The sequence below is a fragment of the Streptomyces wedmorensis genome (assembly GCF_000716445.1).
Lineage (GTDB): Bacteria > Actinomycetota > Actinomycetes > Streptomycetales > Streptomycetaceae > Streptomyces > Streptomyces wedmorensis.
Genome location: NZ_JNWK01000047.1, coordinates 1 through 20,069 on the forward strand (window position 1 = coordinate 1; position 20,069 = coordinate 20,069).

General features: G+C 70.4%; 14 protein-coding genes and 4 pseudogenes. 12 read left to right on the forward strand and 6 right to left on the reverse strand.

The features are described from left to right. Positions 1-686: 686 nt before the first annotated feature. From OO54_RS30175 to OO54_RS30195, 5 genes are all read left to right on the forward strand, one after another. A complete protein-coding gene (locus OO54_RS30175) occupies positions 687-1,688 on the forward strand; it encodes a magnesium and cobalt transport protein CorA (RefSeq protein WP_200146748.1) in 1,002 nt (333 codons plus the stop codon). Between the two features lie 372 nt (positions 1,689-2,060). Next, on the forward strand, positions 2,061-2,429 hold the full coding sequence (locus OO54_RS30180) for an SAV_915 family protein (protein ID WP_033208691.1): 369 nt from the start codon (positions 2,061-2,063) through the stop codon (positions 2,427-2,429). A 217-nt stretch (positions 2,430-2,646) separates the two neighbouring features. Further along, positions 2,647-3,729 carry a magnesium/cobalt transporter CorA gene (corA, locus tag OO54_RS30185; protein ID WP_033208763.1) on the forward strand — a complete coding sequence of 361 codons (1,083 nt, stop codon included), beginning with the start codon at positions 2,647-2,649 and terminating at the stop codon, positions 3,727-3,729. Positions 3,730-3,899: 170 nt separating this feature from the next. Continuing rightward, on the forward strand, positions 3,900-4,628 hold the full coding sequence (locus tag OO54_RS30190; RefSeq protein ID WP_157856531.1) for a DUF998 domain-containing protein: 729 nt from the start codon (positions 3,900-3,902) through the stop codon (positions 4,626-4,628). After that, complete coding sequence (locus OO54_RS30195) at positions 4,621-5,010, forward strand: hypothetical protein (protein WP_033208694.1); 390 nt, start codon at positions 4,621-4,623, stop codon at positions 5,008-5,010. The genes OO54_RS30190 and OO54_RS30195 overlap by 8 nt, the downstream gene beginning before the upstream one ends. Before the next feature lie 156 nt (positions 5,011-5,166). Here the strand turns inward: OO54_RS30195 and OO54_RS30200 are convergent, their stop codons facing one another. Both OO54_RS30200 and OO54_RS30205 read right to left on the reverse strand, forming a co-directional pair. After that, positions 5,167-7,296: a trehalose-6-phosphate synthase gene (locus OO54_RS30200; RefSeq protein WP_051787284.1), complete on the reverse strand. Its 2,130-nt coding sequence runs from the start codon at positions 7,294-7,296 to the stop codon at positions 5,167-5,169. 923 nt (positions 7,297-8,219) lie between these two features. Next, positions 8,220-8,624 (reverse strand): hypothetical protein, encoded by a 405-nt coding sequence (locus tag OO54_RS30205; RefSeq protein ID WP_033208697.1) that lies wholly within the window; start codon positions 8,622-8,624, stop codon positions 8,220-8,222. A gap of 186 nt (positions 8,625-8,810) precedes the next feature. Here OO54_RS30205 and OO54_RS47645 point away from each other — a divergent pair. The 6 genes and pseudogenes from OO54_RS47645 to OO54_RS30230 form a co-directional block, all read left to right on the forward strand. Continuing rightward, a pseudogene (locus OO54_RS47645) lies at positions 8,811-9,082 on the forward strand (type 1 glutamine amidotransferase family protein); the annotation flags it as partial. Positions 9,083-9,223: 141 nt separating this feature from the next. Next, on the forward strand, positions 9,224-10,402 hold the full coding sequence (locus OO54_RS30210) for an alginate lyase family protein (protein WP_033208700.1): 1,179 nt from the start codon (positions 9,224-9,226) through the stop codon (positions 10,400-10,402). A gap of 818 nt (positions 10,403-11,220) precedes the next feature. Continuing rightward, positions 11,221-11,895 (forward strand): annotated as a pseudogene (locus OO54_RS47650) (ATP-binding cassette domain-containing protein); the annotation flags it as partial. A 222-nt stretch (positions 11,896-12,117) separates the two neighbouring features. Further along, positions 12,118-13,254 (forward strand): annotated as a pseudogene (locus OO54_RS47655) (SpoIIE family protein phosphatase); the annotation flags it as partial. 783 nt (positions 13,255-14,037) lie between these two features. After that, entirely contained in the window at positions 14,038-15,195 is a 1,158-nt protein-coding gene (locus OO54_RS41810) for a serine/threonine-protein kinase (protein WP_051787286.1), read from the forward strand. Between the two features lie 43 nt (positions 15,196-15,238). Beyond that, positions 15,239-16,027: an MFS transporter gene (locus OO54_RS30230; protein WP_051787287.1), complete on the forward strand. Its 789-nt coding sequence runs from the start codon at positions 15,239-15,241 to the stop codon at positions 16,025-16,027. Between the two features lie 259 nt (positions 16,028-16,286). On the opposite strand, the pseudogene OO54_RS41815 reads toward OO54_RS30230, so the two are convergent. After that, positions 16,287-17,482: pseudogene (locus OO54_RS41815) on the reverse strand (FAD-dependent monooxygenase). On the opposite strand from OO54_RS41815, the gene OO54_RS30240 reads away from it, so the two are divergent. Further along, a complete protein-coding gene (locus OO54_RS30240) occupies positions 17,467-17,943 on the forward strand; it encodes a TetR/AcrR family transcriptional regulator (RefSeq protein WP_051787296.1) in 477 nt (158 codons plus the stop codon). The pseudogene OO54_RS41815 and the gene OO54_RS30240 overlap by 16 nt on opposite strands. A gap of 171 nt (positions 17,944-18,114) precedes the next feature. Here the strand turns inward: OO54_RS30240 and OO54_RS44070 are convergent, their stop codons facing one another. The 3 genes from OO54_RS44070 to OO54_RS30255 all read right to left on the reverse strand — a co-directional run bounded on the left by OO54_RS44070 (position 18,115) and on the right by OO54_RS30255 (position 20,008). After that, a complete protein-coding gene (locus OO54_RS44070; protein ID WP_033208703.1) occupies positions 18,115-18,417 on the reverse strand; it encodes a WhiB family transcriptional regulator in 303 nt (100 codons plus the stop codon). A 239-nt stretch (positions 18,418-18,656) separates the two neighbouring features. Then, entirely contained in the window at positions 18,657-19,277 is a 621-nt protein-coding gene (locus OO54_RS30250; protein WP_033208706.1) for a LysE family translocator, read from the reverse strand. Between the two features lie 131 nt (positions 19,278-19,408). After that, positions 19,409-20,008: a CGNR zinc finger domain-containing protein gene (locus OO54_RS30255; protein ID WP_033208708.1), complete on the reverse strand. Its 600-nt coding sequence runs from the start codon at positions 20,006-20,008 to the stop codon at positions 19,409-19,411. Between the last annotated feature and the right edge of the window lie 61 nt (positions 20,009-20,069).

Consider the following 20,069-nt stretch of genomic DNA (forward strand, 5'->3'; position numbering starts at 1 on the left):
ACGGCCGAAACGCCCCAGTAGCTCCGCTACGAGGGCGCCCCGGCCGCACGCCGATCGCACGCACCGAACGACCCGGCCTGATCCGACGCGAATTGTCAGGCAGGCCCTAGGAGCCCCAGACGTCCACCCGCCGCCACTTCCTCGCCGGGTCCCCGTCCGCCGTCGGCCTCGCCTCGTTCTCCGCCGCACCGGCGGCCCAAGCGGCGGCTCAGGTTGCGGCGAGTGGGGCCGGACGTGCGGGAGGGATACGGCCCCCCTTGCTCTGCCGGCAAGGGGGCCCGGAGGGCAGCGCGGGCGGAGGTGCCATCCTTCGTGCCCCGTGGGGCGTGCGCATGACCTCGTGGTCGTGGACGAGTGGTGGAGCGTCCTTCGCGCCCCTGACCACGGGGCCCTCATGGCTGCTGCCAGGGGAAAGGGCTTGGAGGGCGTGCGACGTTGGCGCACAGGGCGCCGGACCGGTGACGAGGGCGGCGTCGAGTAGTCGCTGCTGCGCGTCAGGAAGTCCGGGTCTGGTCCAGACAGGACATTCCCGATGACTTGGAGGAACATCTATTGTCGTGAGGCCGGCACGGCGCGCCACGCCGCCGGGGGCCAGGAAACGGCGCACGTCGGCCGGCCGCGAGGAGGCGGCGATGATCGTCGACTGTGCTCATTATCGGGGCGGGCGTCGGCAGCACGAGGGCGCCATGCCTCTGGAGCAGGCGGCTGCGCACTGCAAGCTGGGCGGGTTCGTCTGGCTGGGCATGTTCGAACCGGGTCCCGAGGAGCTGAGCCGGGTCCGGGAGGTCTTCGGACTGCACGAGCTCGCCGTCGAGGACGCCCGGACGTTCCACCTGCGGCCGAAGGCCGAGCAGTACGAGGACGGCACCGAACTGATCATCCTCCGCACGGCGCGCTACGACGACGAGCGGGAGGAAGTCGACACCGGAGAGATCAGCATCTTCCTCGCCGAACACTTCGTGATCACCGTGCGTCAGGGCATCGCGAGCGAGCTGCACGAAGCGCGAAGCCGACTCGAGAGCCGCCCCGAGCTGCTGAAGACCGGCAGCGCGTCCACGCTGTGGGCCATCTTCGACCAGGTGGTGGACAGCTACGCTCCGGTCGTCGAGGAGCTCGAACGCGACATCGAGCAGATCGAGGCCACCGTGTTCTCCGGGGCGGTCGCTCCTACCGAACGGATCTACTTCCTGCGCCGTGAGGTGACCGATTTCTACCGCGCCGTGCACCCGCTGCTCGCCGTGCTCGGGCGGCGCCTGCAAGCCGGCAGGTCGCCGTCCGTGCTCCTGCCGTACATCCGCGACGTGCACGATCACCTACAGCTGGTCAACGAGGAGGTCGCCGCCCAACGTGACCTCCTGACCACCGTCCTCGAAGCGAACATCGCAGTCATATCCGTCGAGCAGAACAAGATCAACCTCCGGCAGAGCGCCACGATGGAGCGGCTCACGATTCTCGCGAGCGTGTTCCTCCCGCTGTCCTTCGTCGTCGGCTTCTTCGGGCAGAACTTCGAGTGGCTGGTCAGCCACATCAGCGGCCTCACGGCATTCCTGGCCCTCACCATCGGCGGACTCCTGCTGCCGTGCCTGATGCTCTACATCTGGCTGCGCCGACGTCGCGCCCACCCGCCGCAGCCGACACCGGAGGTGACCGACACCCTCCGTCGCGGAGCAGCAGCCCCCAGGGAGTGAGGACGGCACCGGCGTGGAGCTGACGGAAGACAGCCGGCCGTCGCTCCCGGGCAGGCGCGTTGCAGGTGCGGATCACCTTCCACAGTGGCGGGGCGAAGCCCCCGTGCGACCGGACTTCACCTCTGCCGCTTCTCTGACCGGCTCAGGGCTGTTCCGGCTCCCTGGCAGGCATGTGCAGCGTTCGCGCGCCTGCCCTCGTACGGCAGGCATGGGTGTGTCAGGGATTCGAACGAAGACGGTCGGTGGCCGTCAAGGTCCCGTCAGGGGCCGGCCGGACGGGTGGGGACCGGGGCATAGCTTCGTAGCCGTGCCGGTTCGAGTTCACGCGTCCGGCAGGTGTCCACCCGTTCCACGTTCCTCAAGGAGCGCCTCATGTGCCTCTTCCAGTTCGACGACGATCCCGAGCCCGAGGAACCCGCCCCGGCCGGGCTCCTGTACGTCCCGGTCCGGCCGGGAACACACGCGGTGGCGGTCCGTGTCTTCCACACGCCGCCGGGCAGCCGTACGACTGTCGGGTTGACCACCGTGGAGAGGCCGGCCGCCACACTCGGCGCGGAGCAGTCCTGGATTTGCCTCCCGGAGTCGGTCCTGCGCTCGTTGGCCGAGCCGCTGGGGGTGGAGCCGCTGACCGTCGACCCGACACTCACCGCCCCCGCCGTCACAGGCCCCGGGGCCTCCGCTGGGTCGCTGCGTGCGGGTTCGGCCGTCCGTGACGTCGGGCACGCGGCCCGGACCGCCTGACCATGCCACACACCGCGCCGCGCCGGTCCCGCCACGACGGAACCGGCGCGGCGCGGTGTGTGGCCACCAAGGTGAAGCCGGACACGGCCATACCGGGGCGCTCTCCGCCCCCGGACGCGGGCGGGCACGCGCCCCGGACGCGGCTGTGACCGCCTGTCGTCCACGAACGGACTGGTGGCAGACTGGCCGCGATCTGCCGAAGGAGCACCTCGTGTCGATGATTCACCGCCTGCGCAGCGCCGTCCGCCGCACGTACCGGCGTGCCGTGGACCTCAGCCACCCGGCGCGCTCGCCGCTCGGCAGCACGGTGGTCAACTGCGTCGTCTACCGCGACGGAGTGCGGCAGGGCGGGGTCCGGTCGGCCGAGGAGGCCGTGCGGCGCGTGCGCAAGTCCGGTGACGGGTTCGTGTGGATCGGTCTGCACGAACCGGATGAGAAGGAGTTCGCGGGGCTGGCCGAGCTGTTCGGGCTGCACCCGCTCGCGGTGGAGGACGCCGTCCACGCCCACCAGCGTCCGAAGCTGGAGCAGTACGACGACGTGCTGTTCGCCGTCTTCAAGACGGTGTGTTACGTGGAGCACGAGGAGCTCACCGCATCGAGCGAGGTGGTGGACACGGGCGAGCTGATGGCTTTCACCGGGCCCGACTTCGTCATCACGATCCGCCACGGAGGGCACGGTTCGCTCGGCCCGCTCCGCGAGGCCCTGGAATCGGAGCCGGAGCAGCTGGCCAAGGGGCCCTCCGCGGTGCTGCACGCGATCGCGGACCATGTCGTCGACGACTACCTCGCCGTCGCCGAGGCCGTGCAGGACGATCTGGACGCGATCGAGACCGCGGTCTTCTCCGAACAGGGCCACCGGAGCGACGTCGGCCGGATCTACCAGCTCAAGCGAGAACTCCTCGAACTCAAGCGGGCCGTGGCACCACTGGGCCGTCCGCTCCAGCGCCTCACGACCGAACCCTTGCCGATGGTCGCGCCGGAGATACGTGCGTACTTCCGGGATGTGACCGACCACCTGACGCGGGTCACCGAGCAGGTCGCCTCGTACGAAACGCTCCTCGACTCGATCCTCCAGGCCCACCTCGCGCAGGTGACCGTCGCGCAGAACGAGGACATGCGCAAGATCACGGCTTGGGCCGCCATCATCGCGGTCCCGACCATGGTCTGCGGCGTCTACGGGATGAACTTCGACCACATGCCCGAGCTGCGCTGGACCTACGGCTACCCCGTGGTCCTCGGCGTCATGGCTGTCGCCTGCTTCGTCATCCACCGAGGCTTCCGCCGCAACGGCTGGCTCTGACCTCCCCTGACGCGAGGCACGGCCGTGTCGGCTCGCTGAGGGCAGAGACGACGGCGTGCCCGTGACGTAGGGCCTGTCCCACCCCGCTTCAGGGGGCTCGTCGGCGTGTCCCGGTCCGGCACCGCGTGATCGGCTGTCCTCACGGAACACGCGTGACGAAAGGCGGACAGGTGAGGACACGGATCGGGTACGGGGCATGGATCGTGGGCGTGGCGCAGTTCTTCGTCGTCCACGTGATCGCCGAGTCGGCGTGGGCCAGACCCTACAGCTGGGCCCGGAACAACATCAGCGACCTGGGCAACGTGCACTGCGTCGTGCAGTCCGAACCTGAGCCGCGGTACATCTGTTCCCCCGAGCACGCTCTGATGAATGTCTCGTTCACCGCCCTGGGCGTGCTCCTCCTCGTCGGCGCGGCTCTGACCGGCGGCGCCCTATGGCGCACCGGCCGGCCCGCCGCCACGGCCCGCCTGCTGCTGGCCGGTGCCGGAGCGGGATTCGTGCTGGTCGGGCTGGCGCCCGCGGACGTCAACGAGAACCAGCACGTCCTGGGCGCCCTCCTCATCATGGCGGCCGGCAACATCGGCCTCGTCGTCGCGGGATTCGCCCTGGCGCCACGCGTACCCGTCCTCCTGCGGTGGGGCGCCGTCCTCTCGGGCGTGGCAGCGCTCACCGCCTTGGGGCTGTTCCTCTCACACACCTACCTCGGTCTCGGCATGGGAGGCATGGAACGGGTCGCCGCCTTCCCCCTCCTGCTCTGGTCGCTCGCCGTCGCCACGCACGGCGTCATCGCCCGGCCGGCACGTGCCCGAAAGGCACCGGGCCGCGACGTCCTCCACGCGGCCACAGCCCCGCGGAGCGGAACCGCCGACCTGCCCTCGACGTCGAAGGGCCATGTCTGAGAGAACCGCACAGATCATCGTCACCCTCATGCTTGCCGCCGGCGTACTCACGGGCTGCACCGAGTCCGACACGGGAAGCGCAGAGGCCGACACGGGCGGCGCGCGGGCCGTACGGTCGACACCGGCCGTCCGGACGATCCCCTTCGACCTCCTCACGCACTGCGGAATCGACGAGGCCCGCATCGGCTCCACGTACTTCGAAGCGGAGACCCCGCTCTCCAACGGCTCGGGCAGCCCACCCGAAGGGTGGGACAACCCGACCCAGCGCGGCACGATGACCTTGAAGTCCGAGACCGAGGCCGTCTTCACCGACGACGCCGGGCACGAGGTGATCTTCCGAGCCAGGCCGGGCGCGTCCGCGTTCAAACGCATCTGTGCCTGAGACGCCGTCGTACTCGATGTGTCGTCAGTAGACGACGGGAAGCTCTACATCGACCTCGAGGACGAGCAGGACGAGCAGGACGGTCAGCCCGTCATCCGGCAGCGCCGCCGGCCCGCCATCCGCGCCGCGCCGCCATCCCGCCCTCCTGGCTCGTGCTCACACCATGGCGTGAGCGGCGGGGGTGAGGGGGTGAGCGGGCTGCTCGGGGGTCCGGGAGCGGTGGATGGCGGTGATGCAGGCGCGGGCCCACTGGTCGGGGGCCGGGAGGTCGAGCAGGTCGTGCAGGCGGTTGATGTGCGCCGTGCGGTCCGCTACGGGCATGGCCAGTGCGGTGCGAAGGGTGGCGACGAGGTCACGCTCGCTGTGGGGGTCGGTGAGCAGGGCGGCGGATCCCGTGTGCCGGGCCACTCCCGCGTACCGGGACAGGACGAGGGTTCCGGGGCGGTGGGTGGCGTGGTGGGTGGTGACGTACTCCTGGGCCGTGAGGTTCATGCCGTCGGCGAGTGAGGTCACCCAGAAGACGTCGGCGGCCAGGTAGTGGTCGACGACCGCGGGGAAGTCGAGGTTGTGGGGGATGTAGTCGACGGGCTGCCAGGCTGCTGTGGCCCAACGGTGGTTGACGCGGTCGACCGCGCTTTCGAGTTCCTCGCGCGTGGTGTCGTAGGCGGCGATGCCGGGTTCCGGAGGCGGACATATCAGCCGGTAGGACACCTTCTCCCGGAGCTGGGGTGTCTGTGCGAGGAGCGTGTCGAGTGCCTGGATCTTGCGAACAGGTGCTTTGGCGTAGTCGAGCCGTTCCACGGACAGGACGAGCTGGGTGTCGCCACCGGCGCCCTGGCGCCGGTGGCCGAGGCGGGCCTTGGCCATCTCGGCGACGGCTCGGCGGTCGATGCCGAGGGGATGTACGCCGAGTTGTGGTGTTGTCCTGAAGGCAGAGGTGAAGAGCCGGCGGAAGTTGTCGGCGCTGTCAGCGGTGTGGAACCCCGCCCAGTCCAGGTACGCCAGGGACGAGATCAGCTGCTCGGCTTGCGGGATCCGGCGGAAGACTTCGGGTTGGGGGAACGGCGTGTGGTGGAACAGGCCGACGGCCAGGTCGGGTCGACGGGACTTGAGCACCGCGGGGACGAGCCAGAGGTTGTAGTCGTGCAGCCAGACCGTGCCTCCCTGCGCCGCGAGGGAGGCGATGTGGCGGGCGAAGGCGACGTTGACCCGCTCGTAGTCGGACCAGTGCTCGGGCAGGTCGCGGATGAGGTCGGGCTGGGACATCAGGGCGGGCCACAGTGTCTCCTTGCACGCACGGTGGAAATAGCCCGCCCATCGATCGGGACTCAGCGGCAGGAGCGAGAGCGACACCCCGGCAGCCGTCGCGGCTGTGGCGGTCGGTGCACTCTCGCCGGTGTGGGCCGCCGCCCACACGGCGTCCAGACGCTCATCGGCGAGCGCGCTCCGCAAGGTCGGCAGGATCCCGTTGGGACTGCACGGCGAACGCCAGCCGCCGTCGATCCAGCGTACGGGAGGGCGGTGATAGCCGACCGTCACCGAACGGCAGTCCAGCCAGCCCAGCCGCTCCATGCCCTCCAGGACCGCCGCGGCGCCTTCCCATACCGAGTGATGCACTTCCTCCCTCGCGGGAGCAGCGGCGGCCAGGGCCACTTCGGCGTTCGCCACGACGACGGCGTGGGTGCCGGTGGAGAGCATCGAGAGGTCGTTGAGCGAGTCCCCCACCGCGAGGACCCCCTGACGTGCCCAGCCCATGCCTCGCCGGAGGAGCTCCAGGGCGTTCCCCTTGCTCGCACCGACCGGCAGCACGTCGAAGAACCGTCCCGAGGAGTAGGTCCAGGAGCACCCCAGGTCCTTGACCGCGTACCGCAGAGCACCGGTGAGACCCGTCGGGTCCAGATGGAACGAACACCGGCCTTCCTGCGCCACACCGTCCTGGTACACGAGCTGCGAGAAGGAGCTCAGCCTTGCCCGCACCTGTTCCGCGCCCGGCCAGCCCATGCGCAGCTGTTCCTCCAAGGCGTCGACGTGCAGCATCCGCGGCCCGTCGATGACGCTCGCACCGACGTCCGCGATGATCCAGTGGGAGATCGGTATCAGGGGGTCGTCACGCAGGAGTTCCCGCACGGAAGCAAGACTGCGCCCGGTGGCGAAGACCACCTTGATGTGCGGATGCCGGGCCAGAGCGTCGCGCAGGCGTCGCCGTTCCCTCCGATCGCCGCCGAGGAGGGTGCCGTCCAGGTCGGTCACCAGCACCCTGGCCGCTGAGACTGCTCGCCGGTCCATCGGAGTCTCCCTTCACCGTCCACCGCCGCCGCGCCACCGCGTGCGCGGGGTGATGCTGTTCGGTCTGTGGTGCTTCGGCGCTTCACCAAACGGGGTCGCACTGAGCGGAACTCACCCAGCGGATTTCACGAAGAGGGATCCCGTCTGGGCGGATGCCATCAAGACGGATCTCACCAGGCGGGATCGTGAGTGACGGGGTCCATGGGCAGGACTTCCTCGCCTGCTTCCTTCGGATGCGCAGAGGCTTGCCGGCAGTCTCGGATCGCCATTCCGAGCAGTGACTCGCGACGGTCGTCGCTTTCCAGGAGCCGAGTGATCAAGCTGTCCGGAGCGTTGCACGCGGCTTCCACGAGACGATCGGCGGCAGGCTCATGAGGTGCCATCTGTACCTCCCGTTGCACTGAGGAAGGGCGTCGAGCCGCACGCTCATCACCCACCGGGCAATGCGGACAGAGCAGGGCCACCGACCTCGGCGGGGCCGTGTGCTGCCGTGCTGCGCCCCGGTCCGCCGCAGCATGCGATGAGCTGGGCGACGTGCCGAGGGCCGTCATACCGACGAGCGGGCGGCTCGCTGTCCTCCACCAGACGGCGTCGCTTGGATGAGAGCCCCGGCAGGGGCACCGTAGGGTGAATGCCTCGCCGACGTGGGCACGAGCCCAGCGGACCTGCCGCTCCCGGACTACGCCTTCACCACACTTACACCGGTCATGATCGCTCGCACGGCCGCGGCGTGCACGGCCCTGGCGGCCATTGGAGTGACGGCCCGCACGGACGACAGTGCCCCGGCTTTCCGGTTCACCGACCGGCCAAGGCGCTCGGAGCGCCCGGCTCCCCGGCCGGCCAGGCGCTCGGAGCGGCTGTCGGGCGGCCCTGCGGGCTGCGTCAGAACAGCCCGACGACGTCCAGGGGCCCGGGGAAGGCGGCTATGGACCGGTGGCCGGGCGTGGCATCGAGCGCGGGAACAGGGATCGGACCAGCACGAGGGTGCTGAGGGCGAACATCACCACACCCAGCGGGACGTGCAGGGATGCCACGTGCGCGATGCCGAGTACGACCTGGGCCGAAGCGAGGAGAAGGAGGCCGGTGGAGTACAGGATGGGACGCGGGGACCCGCCGCCCGGGCGCCAGGCAAGGATCGTGGCGAGGACGTACAGCATCGCGGCCGCGTACATCACCTTCGAACCGTAGTCGTGCATCTGGTAGGCGCGGTACGAGGTGAGGAGCAGGCCCGCGGTGGAGGCCTGGAAGAAGAGGGCAAGGGTCTGCAGGACTGCCGCCGCCTTGAGGAAGGTGCCGGCACGCGGTACTGCGGTCGTCCGTCTGGTCATGGTGTGGTGCCTCTCTGGTCGTGGGCGATGACGGGGGTGCTCCGAGGCGTCGAACGCCCCGGCGTGCCGCGTCGAACCCACCTCAGCGCGCCGGGTGTTCGTGTCGCCGATCCGTGTGGGGTCCGCCGAGCTCCGTCGTGAAGATCCTGGCGCGGAGCGTTGCTTGACACGAGTGTCGGAAACGACGTGACCCGTACAGTTCCGGACACCACCACTGTCGCCCTGGCCTTCACCGAAGGCGTGCTGCATCTCGAACCGTCCCTGGCGATGGAGGTCTTCAGCTCCGACCCGACCCACATGGTCGCCCCTTGTACGACTTCCAGCTCTGCGGCCCGAGCACCGTGCGGGGCCGGATCGGCCGCTTCCGGCTGGACCCCGACCACGGACTCGACCATCTGCAGCGAGCCGACACCGTGATCGTCCCCGGCTGGGCCGACGTCGACCAGGACCCGCCATCACGGCGTCGGGCGACAACGCTCTTGAGACAGGGCTTCCTTCACATCTTGACGGAGGCATGGTCCAGACCTATGGTCTCCGCTCAGCGCGCTTGTTCAGTAGAGCGCTTCACGTTCACATACGAGAACGGAAGGCCCCAACTCATGCGCAGAACCGGACTTTTCGCAGCTGCCGCCGCCCTCGTCGCCGGTGTCCTCGTCTGGCCGGCCGCACCCGGCGCCGAGGCGGCCCCCGCCGTCTTCACGCATCCCGGAGTCACCGTCTCCCAGAGTCAGTTGGACTTCGCCCGTTCCAAGGTCCTCGCCGGCGCCCAGCCCTGGAAGGGCGCCTACGACCAGATGATGGCGAGCAAGTACGCCGACCTGAACCGCACCCCCAAACCTCGCGCGGTCGTCGAATGCGGCTCGTACTCCAACCCCAACTACGGCTGCACCGACGAACGCGAGGACGCGATGGCCGCGTACACCAACGCTCTCGCCTGGTACATCACCCGTGACGCGCGCTACGCGCAGAAGTCCATCCAGTTGATGGACGCCTGGTCCGCCGTCATCACGGACCACACCAACAGCAACGCCCCGCTGCAGACCGGCTGGGCCGGCTCGTCCTGGCCGAAGGCCGCCGAGATCATCAAGTACACGTACACCGGCGGCTGGCCGAACTCCGGCCGGTTCGCGACCATGCTCCGCAACGTCTACCTGCCGGAAATCATCAACGGCTCCAACTCCAACGGCAACTGGGAGTTGTCGATGATGGAGGCCGCCGTCGGCATCTCCGTCTTCCTGGAGGACAGGACGTCGTACGACAAGGCCATGGCGAAGTTCCGCACACGCACCGCCGCCTACGTCTACCTGGCCTCGGACGGGGCGCTGCCCAAGACCGTGCCGAGCCAGAACCTCGACACGCGCGACAAGATCGTCAACTACTGGCAGGGCCAGTCGACCTTCGTCACCGGCCTCACCCAGGAGACCTGTCGCGACTTCACGCACACCGGCTACGGCATCTCCGCCATCTCGCACGTCGCCGAGACCAGTCGCATCCAGGGCCAGGACCTGTACGGCACCGACGTCGGCGAGCGCCTGCGCCAGGCCCTCGGGTTCCAGTCCAAGTACGAGCTCGGCACCGCCGTCCCGAGCTGGCTGTGCGGCGGCTCCCTGCACCTGGGACTCGGCCCGGTCACCGAGGTCGGCTACAACGCCATGCACAACCGGCTCGGCTTCGCCATGACCAACACGGAGACGCTGACCCAGCGCAACCGCCCGGCCGGCAGCAACAACCTCTTCGTCGCCTGGGAGACCCTCACCCACGCCGACAACCCCTCCTGACCGGGGAGGGCCCGCCCCCGCAACCCCTCGGGCCCGCACGGCGGGCTGTGACTCCATCGGGCGAATCCGCTTCGCCCGATGGAGTCGACCCGCCACGGCCACGGACTCGCCGGCCCGCTTCCTTGAGCCCCCTGACACTCCACCAACCGCCCGGACAGCTTGCCCTGCAGGTCGAGGCGACAGGCGTCACCTTCACCTTCCGGACGGAGGCCGTCTCCGAGCCCGTCCCGGAGAGCGCCGGCCACCGGATCGGCAGCCACGATTGCACACCCCCGGCAACCGACGCTCCAGATGACGGCTTCGGCGCGTGGTCGAACCGGGCCCGACCGGTCGACTGATGAAGCGCAACGTTTCCGGAGCTTGACGACGAGACCCGTCATCGTGCCAAGTCACCTCGGTCTCCACGTCTGCGCAGCCGGCAGCCCCGGGGCCAGTTCCTCGACGAGCGCGACGACGCGGTCGACTGCATCAGCTCTTGCCTCTCATCCACGCAGCCAGTCACCGTCACCCCGCCGGGCACCCCCGACCTCATGCAGGGCGAGGCCATCTGTACCACCGTGGGTCCGCTCCTGCGCTACGTCCGCTCCTGCGCCACCTCCGCGCCTCGAAGCCTTCGGCCACGCCTTCCCCGGCTTCCGCAGCGAGACCCACGAGCGCACCCTCGGCCCCGCCACAGGCGACCACCTCGTCGAGTGTGTCCGGGCCCCGGCGGAGGACCCCCGGGCCTGAGCGCCCCACGACACTTGCTCACCGGCCCGCCGCCACGGCCGCTGACCGACGTGACCTGGCTCCGGTGCGCGTCCGGAGACCGGAGCGGGATGCCGCCGAACGGGGCCGTTCTTGCGTGTCCCGTCTCGGAGGCGCGCGACGCCGGTGCCAGGCTGGACAGCCCGTGCCACAGGTTCCTCAGGTTCCTCGGAAGGGTCGCCGGGGCGGGGCGGCGGAGCGACCGTCCCCCGGTGGGCCGTGGAGAGGGTGGAGGTGGGCGAGTGCCTCGGGGTCCGCTGTTGTCCCTGCGCGGGATCACCAAACACTTCGGCGGGGTCGTGGCCCTCGACGCGGTCGACCTGGAGGTGGACCGCGGGCAGGTCCTGGGTCTGGTCGGTGAGAGCGGAGCGGGCAAGAGCACACTGGTGAAAGCCGTGTCCGGAGTCATCCCGCCGGACACGGGGACCATCGAGTGGCAAGGCGTTCCGGTGGAGCTGGGCCGGCCCTCCGACGCCCAGCGGCTGGGCATCGCCACCGTCTACCAGGACCCGTCACTCGTCGACCGGATGGACGCGGTCTCCAACCTCTACCTCGGCCGTGAGCTGCGCCGGTTCGGGGTCCTTCGGCAGATCGAGATAGAGAAACGTTCCCTTGCGCTGCTCGACCAGCTCTCCATCACCCTCCCCGACATCCGGGTCCCCGTACACACGCTCACCCTGGGCGAGCGCCAGACGGTCGCCATCGCCCGGGCACTGCTCGGCCGCCCCCAGCTGGTCGTCCTCGACGAGGCGACCGCCACGCTCACCGTGGAACAGACCTCGAGGATGCTCGACCTGATCCGCCGGCTGCGCGACCAGGGACACGCCGTGATCATGGTCAGCCACAACCTGGACGACGTCCAGGCCGTCGCCGACCGCATCGCCGTACTCCGGCTGGGCGGCAACGGGGGAGTGTTCGACGCCCGGTACACCAGCCAGGAGCAGCTCGCCGCCGCCATCAGCGGCGGACACCCGCTCGCGGTGACCCTCCAGCAGAGCCTGCTGCCGCGCGGCCTGCCGGCGCAGGACGCCGTGGAGGCGGCCCACCGGTACCTTCCCGCACACGCCGGAGTGGGCGGCGACTGGTTCGACGTGATCCCACTGTCCGGCGCCCGCGTCGCACTGGTGGTCGGCGACGTCGTGGGCCACGGCCTCCACGCAGCCGCCACCATGGGACGGCTGCGCACCGCCGTGAACAACCTCGCCATGCTCGATCTGCCTCCCGACGAACTCCTCACCCACCTCGACGACGTCGTCGCCCGCATCGACGAGGAGCAGACGGCCGGCGGGCGCGAGGAGGCCGTGATCGGCGCCACCTGCCTCTACGCGATCTACGACCCGGTCACCCGCCGCTGCCAACTCGCCCGCGCCGGCCACCTGCCCGCCATCCTGGTGAGACCCGACGGCACGGTCGACATCCCCGACACCCCCGCCGGCCCGCCCCTGGGTCTCCGCGGGCTCCCCTTCACCACGATCGAGCTCGACATCCCCGAGGGCAGCCGGCTCGTCCTCTACACCGACGGGCTGGTGGAGTCGCGAACCAGCGACATCGACGTCGGTCTCGACCGACTCCGCGCCGCGCTCGCCCACCCCGGGCACACTCCGGAACAGACCTGCCAGGCCGTACTGTCCGCGATGCTCCCGGCCGATTCGCCCGACGACATCGCCCTCCTCGTCGCACGCACCAAGGCGCTGCCCGGCGACCGCATCGCCGAATGGAACGTCCCGCCCGACCCATCGGCAGTGGCTGCGAGCCGAGCCGCCGCCACCGCCCACCTGCGTCGCTGGGGCCTGGAGGAACTCGTCCTCGGCACCGAACTGATCATCAGCGAACTGGTCACCAACGCCATCCGGTACGGCGCCGCCCCCATCTGCGTCCGCCTCGTCCACGCATGCACCCTGATCTGCCAGGTCGCCGACGCCACCGGCACCTCGCCGCGCGTCCGACTGGCCGCCGACACCGACGAGGGCGGCCGCGGTCTCTTCCTGGTCGGACAGATCGCCCAACGCTGGGGCACCCGGTACACCGAGACCGGAAAGATCATCTGGACCGAACAGGCACTACCCCGACCAGAAGACGCACCCCGCACCGGCCACCGGCGGTGAGCCGGCGCCGCCCGTCGCTCACCGGGGGGAGGGCGTCACCGGCCGGCTCCGACACCGAGGAGCTGACCTTCATCGCCACACTCACCTGCCCCTGCCCCTGCCCCTGACTCTGAGCCGCGAACGCCCGAACGGCAGCACGAGAGACCACCGCACCGCCAGGCGCAACGGCCGCCGCCACTGAGAAGGGGGAGGCGGCCGACCCGCCAGAGAAGCCCTACAACCGATGGCCGATGTCAAGAGCGTGTTCCTTCAGGAACACGCCCGCATGGGCCGCCGCCTCCTCCGCGGTCGCGTAGTGCGTCCCATCGGCGGCCGCGCCGCAGGCCCCATCGGCGCCTTGACCGGTCCAACCCCAATCACCGGAAGGCGACCGCACCAACTCGGCAGTCCCTCCGAACAGCGCGAGCGTGCGGTGGCCCCCCGTCGCGGCCGCTGGGCGGCTGACGGCGTCGGGCCACTTCTTACGGGCCCTTGCCGGGTGATGCCCCACACGGCCCCCAACTGCTCATAACTCGCTCCGTAGGAGCCGGCGGTCGCCCCCGCCTGTCGCGAGGAATGGTCCGGAACGTGCGGGTGACCCCGTAGTCGCGGGGCAGTGACCACGCGTGCGCGAGCTGCTGGCCTCAACCCCCTTCTGCTGCCGGACAGTTGCTCTACCTTAGGAGCCCGGTGACCCCCCAGGGGGATCACGCATGGGACACAACGAACTGTCCGCTTCGACGCGGATCGGCGTACTGCCGTGCGACGGCAGTCCCGTGCACGTGAAGGGTTGAACTCTCCGTCGTGGAACAGCTGACGGGGGAGGACCCCGCACACATCGGCCCGTACCGCTTGATCGCCCGCCTCGGGGCGGGCGGGATGGGCCTGGTCTACCTGGGCCGATCCGACGTGGGACGTACGGTCGCGGTCAAGGTCGTACAGGCCGAGCACGCCCAGAACCAGGAGTTCCGGAAGCGGTTCGCTCGGGAGGTGGCCGCGGCCAGGCGGGTGGGCGGCGAGTGGACGGCCGACGTCCTGGACGCCGACACGGAGGCCGCGGTGCTGTGGGTGGCGACCCAGTACATTCCCGGGCCAGACCTGACCACCGTCGTGGCCCAGGACTTCGGGCCGCTGCCCGAGCGGTCGGTCCGTACGCTCGCCAACCGACTTGCGCTCGCTCTGCGAGCCGTGCACGAGGCGGGCCTGATCCACCGGGACCTCAAGCCGTCCAACGCGCTCGTCACCGTCGACGGTCCCCGTGTCATCGACTTCGGCATCGCGCGAGCGATGGACAGCCTGGCCGGGGACAGCCTGCACACCCGCACCGGCATGCTGATCGGCTCGCCCGGATTCATGTCGCCGGAACAGGTACGGGGCCTCGAACTCACCCCGGCCTCGGACGTGTTCTGCCTGGGTGCGCTCCTCGTCTACGCCGCCACCGGGCGCCTGCTGTTCGGCGCGACGGAGACGGGCCTGAACGCACACCTCTTCCGGGTCGCCGAGGAGGAGCCGGACCTGACGGGCGTCCCGGATTCGCTCGTCGATCTCGTACGCGCATGTCTGCACAAGGACCCCGCCGAGCGGCCCACCCCCCAGGAAGTCGCCGAGCGCACCGCGGCTCTCCAGGCCGACGAGTGGCTGCCGGGCACCGTCCTGGCTCAACTCGGCCGCCGCGCAGCCCACCTGCTGGACTACGCCCTGCGCTTGCCCCGGCCCCACCCGCCGGTCAGCCCGCAGGCGTGCCGAGCCCGCGAGGCGTGCATGTTCAGCCGCAGTCCGCGCCGCCCGCGTACACCCCGACGGCCCCCGCGCACCCCGGGGCCGCGCCCCTCTGGGGAGCGCCTGCGGTACCACCGGCCGGTAACCCGGGCGTTCCCGCCGCTCCGGCCGGGCTCACGGACCCGTCCGACCCGCATCCCCGGCGTTGGTGGGGGCTGGCGGCGGTGGCCCTGGCGCAGCTGATCGTGCTGTTCGACGCCGCGTTCACCGTGATGGCGATGTGGCGATGTGGCGAGGCGGCTACGCGGACCTCAGGCACGTCCTGGGGGTCTGGCGGGTGACGTCCACGGTCTACCTGGATGCGGTGCCGACGCTCTACGTGCTGGCCTTCACGGTGACACTGCTCCTCGGTGCCCGCCTCGCGGACCGCGTGGGCCGCAAGAGGACTCTCCTGATCGGCCTGGTGGGCTTCGCGGTGGCCGCCGTGGTCGTCGCGACGGCGTCCACTTCCGAATGGTTCACCGCGGGCCGCATGGTGCAAGGTGTGTTCGCCGCGCTGGTCTCCTCGTCCGCACCCGTCCTCGTGTCCACCTCCTTCACGGACCGGGAGGAGCGACGCAAAGCCTTCGGGATCCACCTGGCGATCGCGTGCAGCGGCCCGACGCTGGGCCTGCTGGCGGGCTGGCCGCTCCTGGAAACTCTGGCCTGGCGCTGGTCCGTGCTCGCCGTGACCCCCCTCGTTCTGGTCGCCGTGCTCGGAACGGCGACCCAGGTACACGACAGGCCGGGCCGCCTCGGCGCGCGCGTCGACGTGCCCGGTGTGCTCCTCGGCTTCGGCGCGATCGCCGCCGCCGGCGGCGCCGTGCCGCACTTCACGAGCCAGGAGGTGGTCCTGCCCCTTGCCACCGGCATCCTGGTGACGGCGTTCGTCTGGTGGCAGACCAAGACAGCCGGGGCGCTCGCTCCTCTGCCCGGCGACGACGTGCGGGCCTCTGTCGGTTACGTCCTCGCGACGGCTCTGGGCGGCGTCAGCGCCGGATTCCTGCTCGCGGCCATGGGGCACGGATACTACTGACGCGTGGCGCAGAAGAGCGTGTCCGGGCGGGTGACGCCCGAGTCTGGGTCGGCGTAAATCCGCTGCCGCTGCCGCTGCCGCTGCCGCTGCCGCTGCCGCCCTCGCCCTGCGCACCGCCTCCGCCGCGCTCGGCACCGGCGTGGGCGCCGGGGCTGGTTCTTCCGCGCATCCCTCTGGCCGCCGGCGACTGGTACCGCCGGCCTCGGGCTTCGTATCGGCTCGGAGTCGTCCGGCAGAGAGGCGGCGGGCGCGTACCGCGTCAGGTCAGCGACGGCGGCACCCAGGCGTGGTGACGCAGGATCATGCGTAGGGCGGCCCGGGACGGTGTCAGGCGCATGGCCGTGTCGCGCAGGGCGACAGCTAGAGGGTGGGACACTTTCTGGCCCATGCTCCCGGCATGCCGGGCGGCCTGCGCGACGGCCTGCGCGACGGCCTGCCGGGCGGCCCGCGCGACGGCCTGGCTGCGCGGCCGCCGCTCGGCGTCGTACCGGGCGAGCGCGGCCTCGACGGTGGTCTCGGCCCGGAGGGAGGCGGCCAGAGTCACCGCGTCCTCCAGGGCCTGGCAGGCGCCCTGTCCGAGGTTGGGGGGCATAGCGTGGGCGGCGTCGCCCAGCAGGACGATCCGGCCGACCGTGTGGGCGGGAAGCGGCGTGCGGAGTTCGTCCACGTCGTGGTGAAGCACGGTGTCCGCCCGAGTCGCGTCGAGCAGAGCGGGGATCGGGTCGTGCCGGGTGTGGAACCGCCGGCGCATTTCGGCCAGTGGGTCGGCGAACCGCGTTTCCGACGGGAGGCTGAGGACCGCGTGCCATTCGGCCCGCCCGTCCAGGAACGCGATGTGCCCGAACTCGGCCCCCCCCGGCCCCAGGTGAGCTCGAAGTCGGTACACAGGTCGACCGCGTGGTCGGTGATCGCGCGCAGCACCGTCGAGCCGCTGTAGACCGGACCAGGGTGGTCGGGAAAGAGCCGGCTGCGGACTTTGCTGCCGATGCCATCGGCCGCCACCACCAGATCGGCCTCCAGGACGGTGGCGCTGTGACCGACGTGAACCTTCCCCGGGCCGGCCGGCTCGACCGTGGTGGCCTCGGAGCCGAGCACCAGCGACCCGGCGGGCAGCGCCTCGCGGGGGAGCCGGTGCAAGGTGGACCGGGGGATGCCCATGATCGGCGTGCCCACCGCCTTCTCCAGCGCCGCGCCGTCCATCCGAGCCACTCGGCCGCCCCGGGGCGTCCGAGTGCCTCCGCTGTACTGGCCTCGCGATGCGTCCCGAACCGCCCTGCCGGCGCCGAGTTCGTCCAGTGCCCGCACGCCGTTGGCAGTCAAGGAGATACCCGCCCCCGCGTCCGCGAGCGTGGAAGCGCGCTCGAGGACCGTCACGTCCCAGCCGACGCGGTGCGGGCCGATCGCGGCGGCGAGTCCGCCTATGCCTCCTCCGATCACCACTGCCGTGTTCCCCATACGGAAGTCCCTCCTTCTACACCACCTCGGCCTACTTCCGTACGCGCGCCGCGCTGCTCACCGGACTCGTCACCCGCCTGGTCCGCCTCGACCAGGCGGAACTCCAAGCGGCGGCCGAAGCGTTCCCCTCCCCGCGCACGGCTGCGGAGCTGGTGAACGGCATGGTTCTGCTCACCCGTCAGCGACTCACCGGTGAAGGTCGGCGCCGCTCGCTCGCCCGCCACGCCTGCGCCGTCGAGAGCGTGCGTGACCAAGAGCTGCGGGCGATCCTCGTGCCCCACGAGAACGCCGGACGCGAGGCCGTCCGACGGTTCCTCGCCGCACACGGCGTCAGCGACGTCGAGAACCGCACCCACACCCTGCTGACCTGCATCGACGGACTCGTCTTCGACCGTCTGGTGAACGGCGGCGAGGTACCGCGCGACGCCCTCGAAGGACTTGTTGCCGCCGCCCTGCGTTAGGGACTCGCGAGGGAACGGCGGGACGGGGGCCAGGAGACCAGGGTGACAACTCGACGGGGCCCCGCGAGTCGTACGTGCGAGGGCAGGGCTGCCGACCGGCCCCCCCGCAACACGCCACGCCAGAGGCGCCGGGGCCGCAATGAGCCCACGCGTCAAAAACGTTCCGCCTGCTCAGGCGTAATCACGTTTCGAAGGCGCCGCCCCACCATCGTGCTGACGTCTGGCGGCGTCCAGGAGCCGAACCCAGGACTGCACCGTGGGCCGACGCTTCAACAGGGCGCGCCGTTCCCGTTCCGTCATCCCACCCCAGACGCCGTGCTCGATCCGTCCGTCCAAAGCGTGTGCCAGGCACTCGGCCTTCACGGGACAGCCGGTGCACAGAGCCTTCGCCTGATTCTGCGCAGCCCCTTCGACAAAGAGATCATCCGGGTGCACCGTCCGGCACGAAGCCGACACCATCCAGCGCTCGTTCATATTCCCCCGCCCTGGCCCCGCACCGCCTCTGGAGTCGGCGGCGCTGACAGAGCAGGGACGCTACGGAGGCATGTGCCACGGGTCTACGGCTCGGTGCCCGCTTCCCTCTATCGGGTGACACGGACACCTGCCCGCAGCCAGGGTCCGACGGCATCCGGCCATCAACGCGGGGGAGGTGGAGCACCCGGTTCACCGCCGCCGACAGCCGCGCCCCTTGCCGAGCCCCGTAACCTGTCCGTTCAGCTTTCGATGGCCATCCGGATGCCGAGGATGAGCAGCACGCCGCCGGATACCTGCTCGAGACGCTTGCGTACTCGGGCCCGGGAGATGACCTTCTTGAGGCGGCCGACGAACCATACGTACACGCCGTAATAGCCGATCTCGAAGACAGCCCATATGGCAGCCAGCCCGATCATGGTGGCCAAGTGGGGAGCGTTTTCCGGCACGAACTGCGGCAGGAAGGACATGGCGAAGACCGCGGCCTTGGGATTGGCGAGGTTGAGCAGCAGGCCGGAGCGGTACGCGCGCCACCCCGATCCAACTGCCGCAGTACTGTGGTCGGCTTCTTCACCCTGTCCTCGTCGGGCGTTCACCAGCGCCTTGACGCCGAAGACGATCAGAACCGCGGCGCCGACGATCCGCATGACGTCATACGCCAACTGGGAGGCCGCAAGCAGGGCCGTAAGGCCAAGGGCGGCGGTTACGCCCCAGATGAAGACGCCGGTCTCGTTGCCCAGCACGGTGAGAAATCCAGCGCGCTTGCTGCGCAGGGAGTTCTGGATTATCAGCAGGGTGCTCGGGCCGGGTGAGGCCGCGATCAGGGTGCAAGCGCCGAGGAAGGCGAGGAGGGTGCTGAGCATGCACTCATCGTCGGCTCATGTGCTGACCTTGTCCACAAGTCATCGGCAAGGATGACGGGTTGGCCGCGCAGGCGCGTCGGCCGGGTCCACGCCCGCTGCCGTCGGCGCGGGGTGCTGTGATCGGTTGCCGGTCAGGAGGGTGTGGGGTGGGTGCGGCGAGCGTACGCGCGGGCGGCGCGGGCGCGGTCGCCACATCGCACGGAGCACCACTGGCGCCGGCCGTGGCGCAGTAGGTAGCGGTTGCAAGGAGGCGAGCCACAGGCGGTGAGGCGCTCGGCGTCGGCGCCGGTCAGCAGGTCGGCCGCGTTGGCCGCGAGCGTCGCCAGAGCGCGGTCGAGGATCTCGTGGGTGGGGCATGGCGTCGCGCGGTAGGGGCCGTTCTTCTCGTCCCAGTGCAGCAGTGCGGCCGCGGGGGCTCTGCCCAGTGCGTCGTTGACGGCCGCCAGTGCCGCGGGCAGGGCGGGCAGACCCTGTACCCGTGCGGCGAACAGCGCTCTGAGGTGTTCGCGCAACGAGCGCAGTTGCGTAGCGCACGTCTCCTGTACCCCGGCGTTGGACGGAGCCAGCCCGTGCTTGGTGAGCCACTGGTTGGTCGTCGCCGGGGTGCCGAGCAGGTCGATGTACTGCCCGCCGGGAACCGCGATGGCGCTGTTGACGAAGTCGAGGGCGAGGTGGTCCTCGGCTCCCGGCGCGGGCGGCGGTACGGCGTCGCCTGTCTGGGGCTCATCCATGCTTCTCATGTTACAGCTTGCTCTTATCCGTGAGGGGGAGCTAGCTTCCTCTCACGGATAA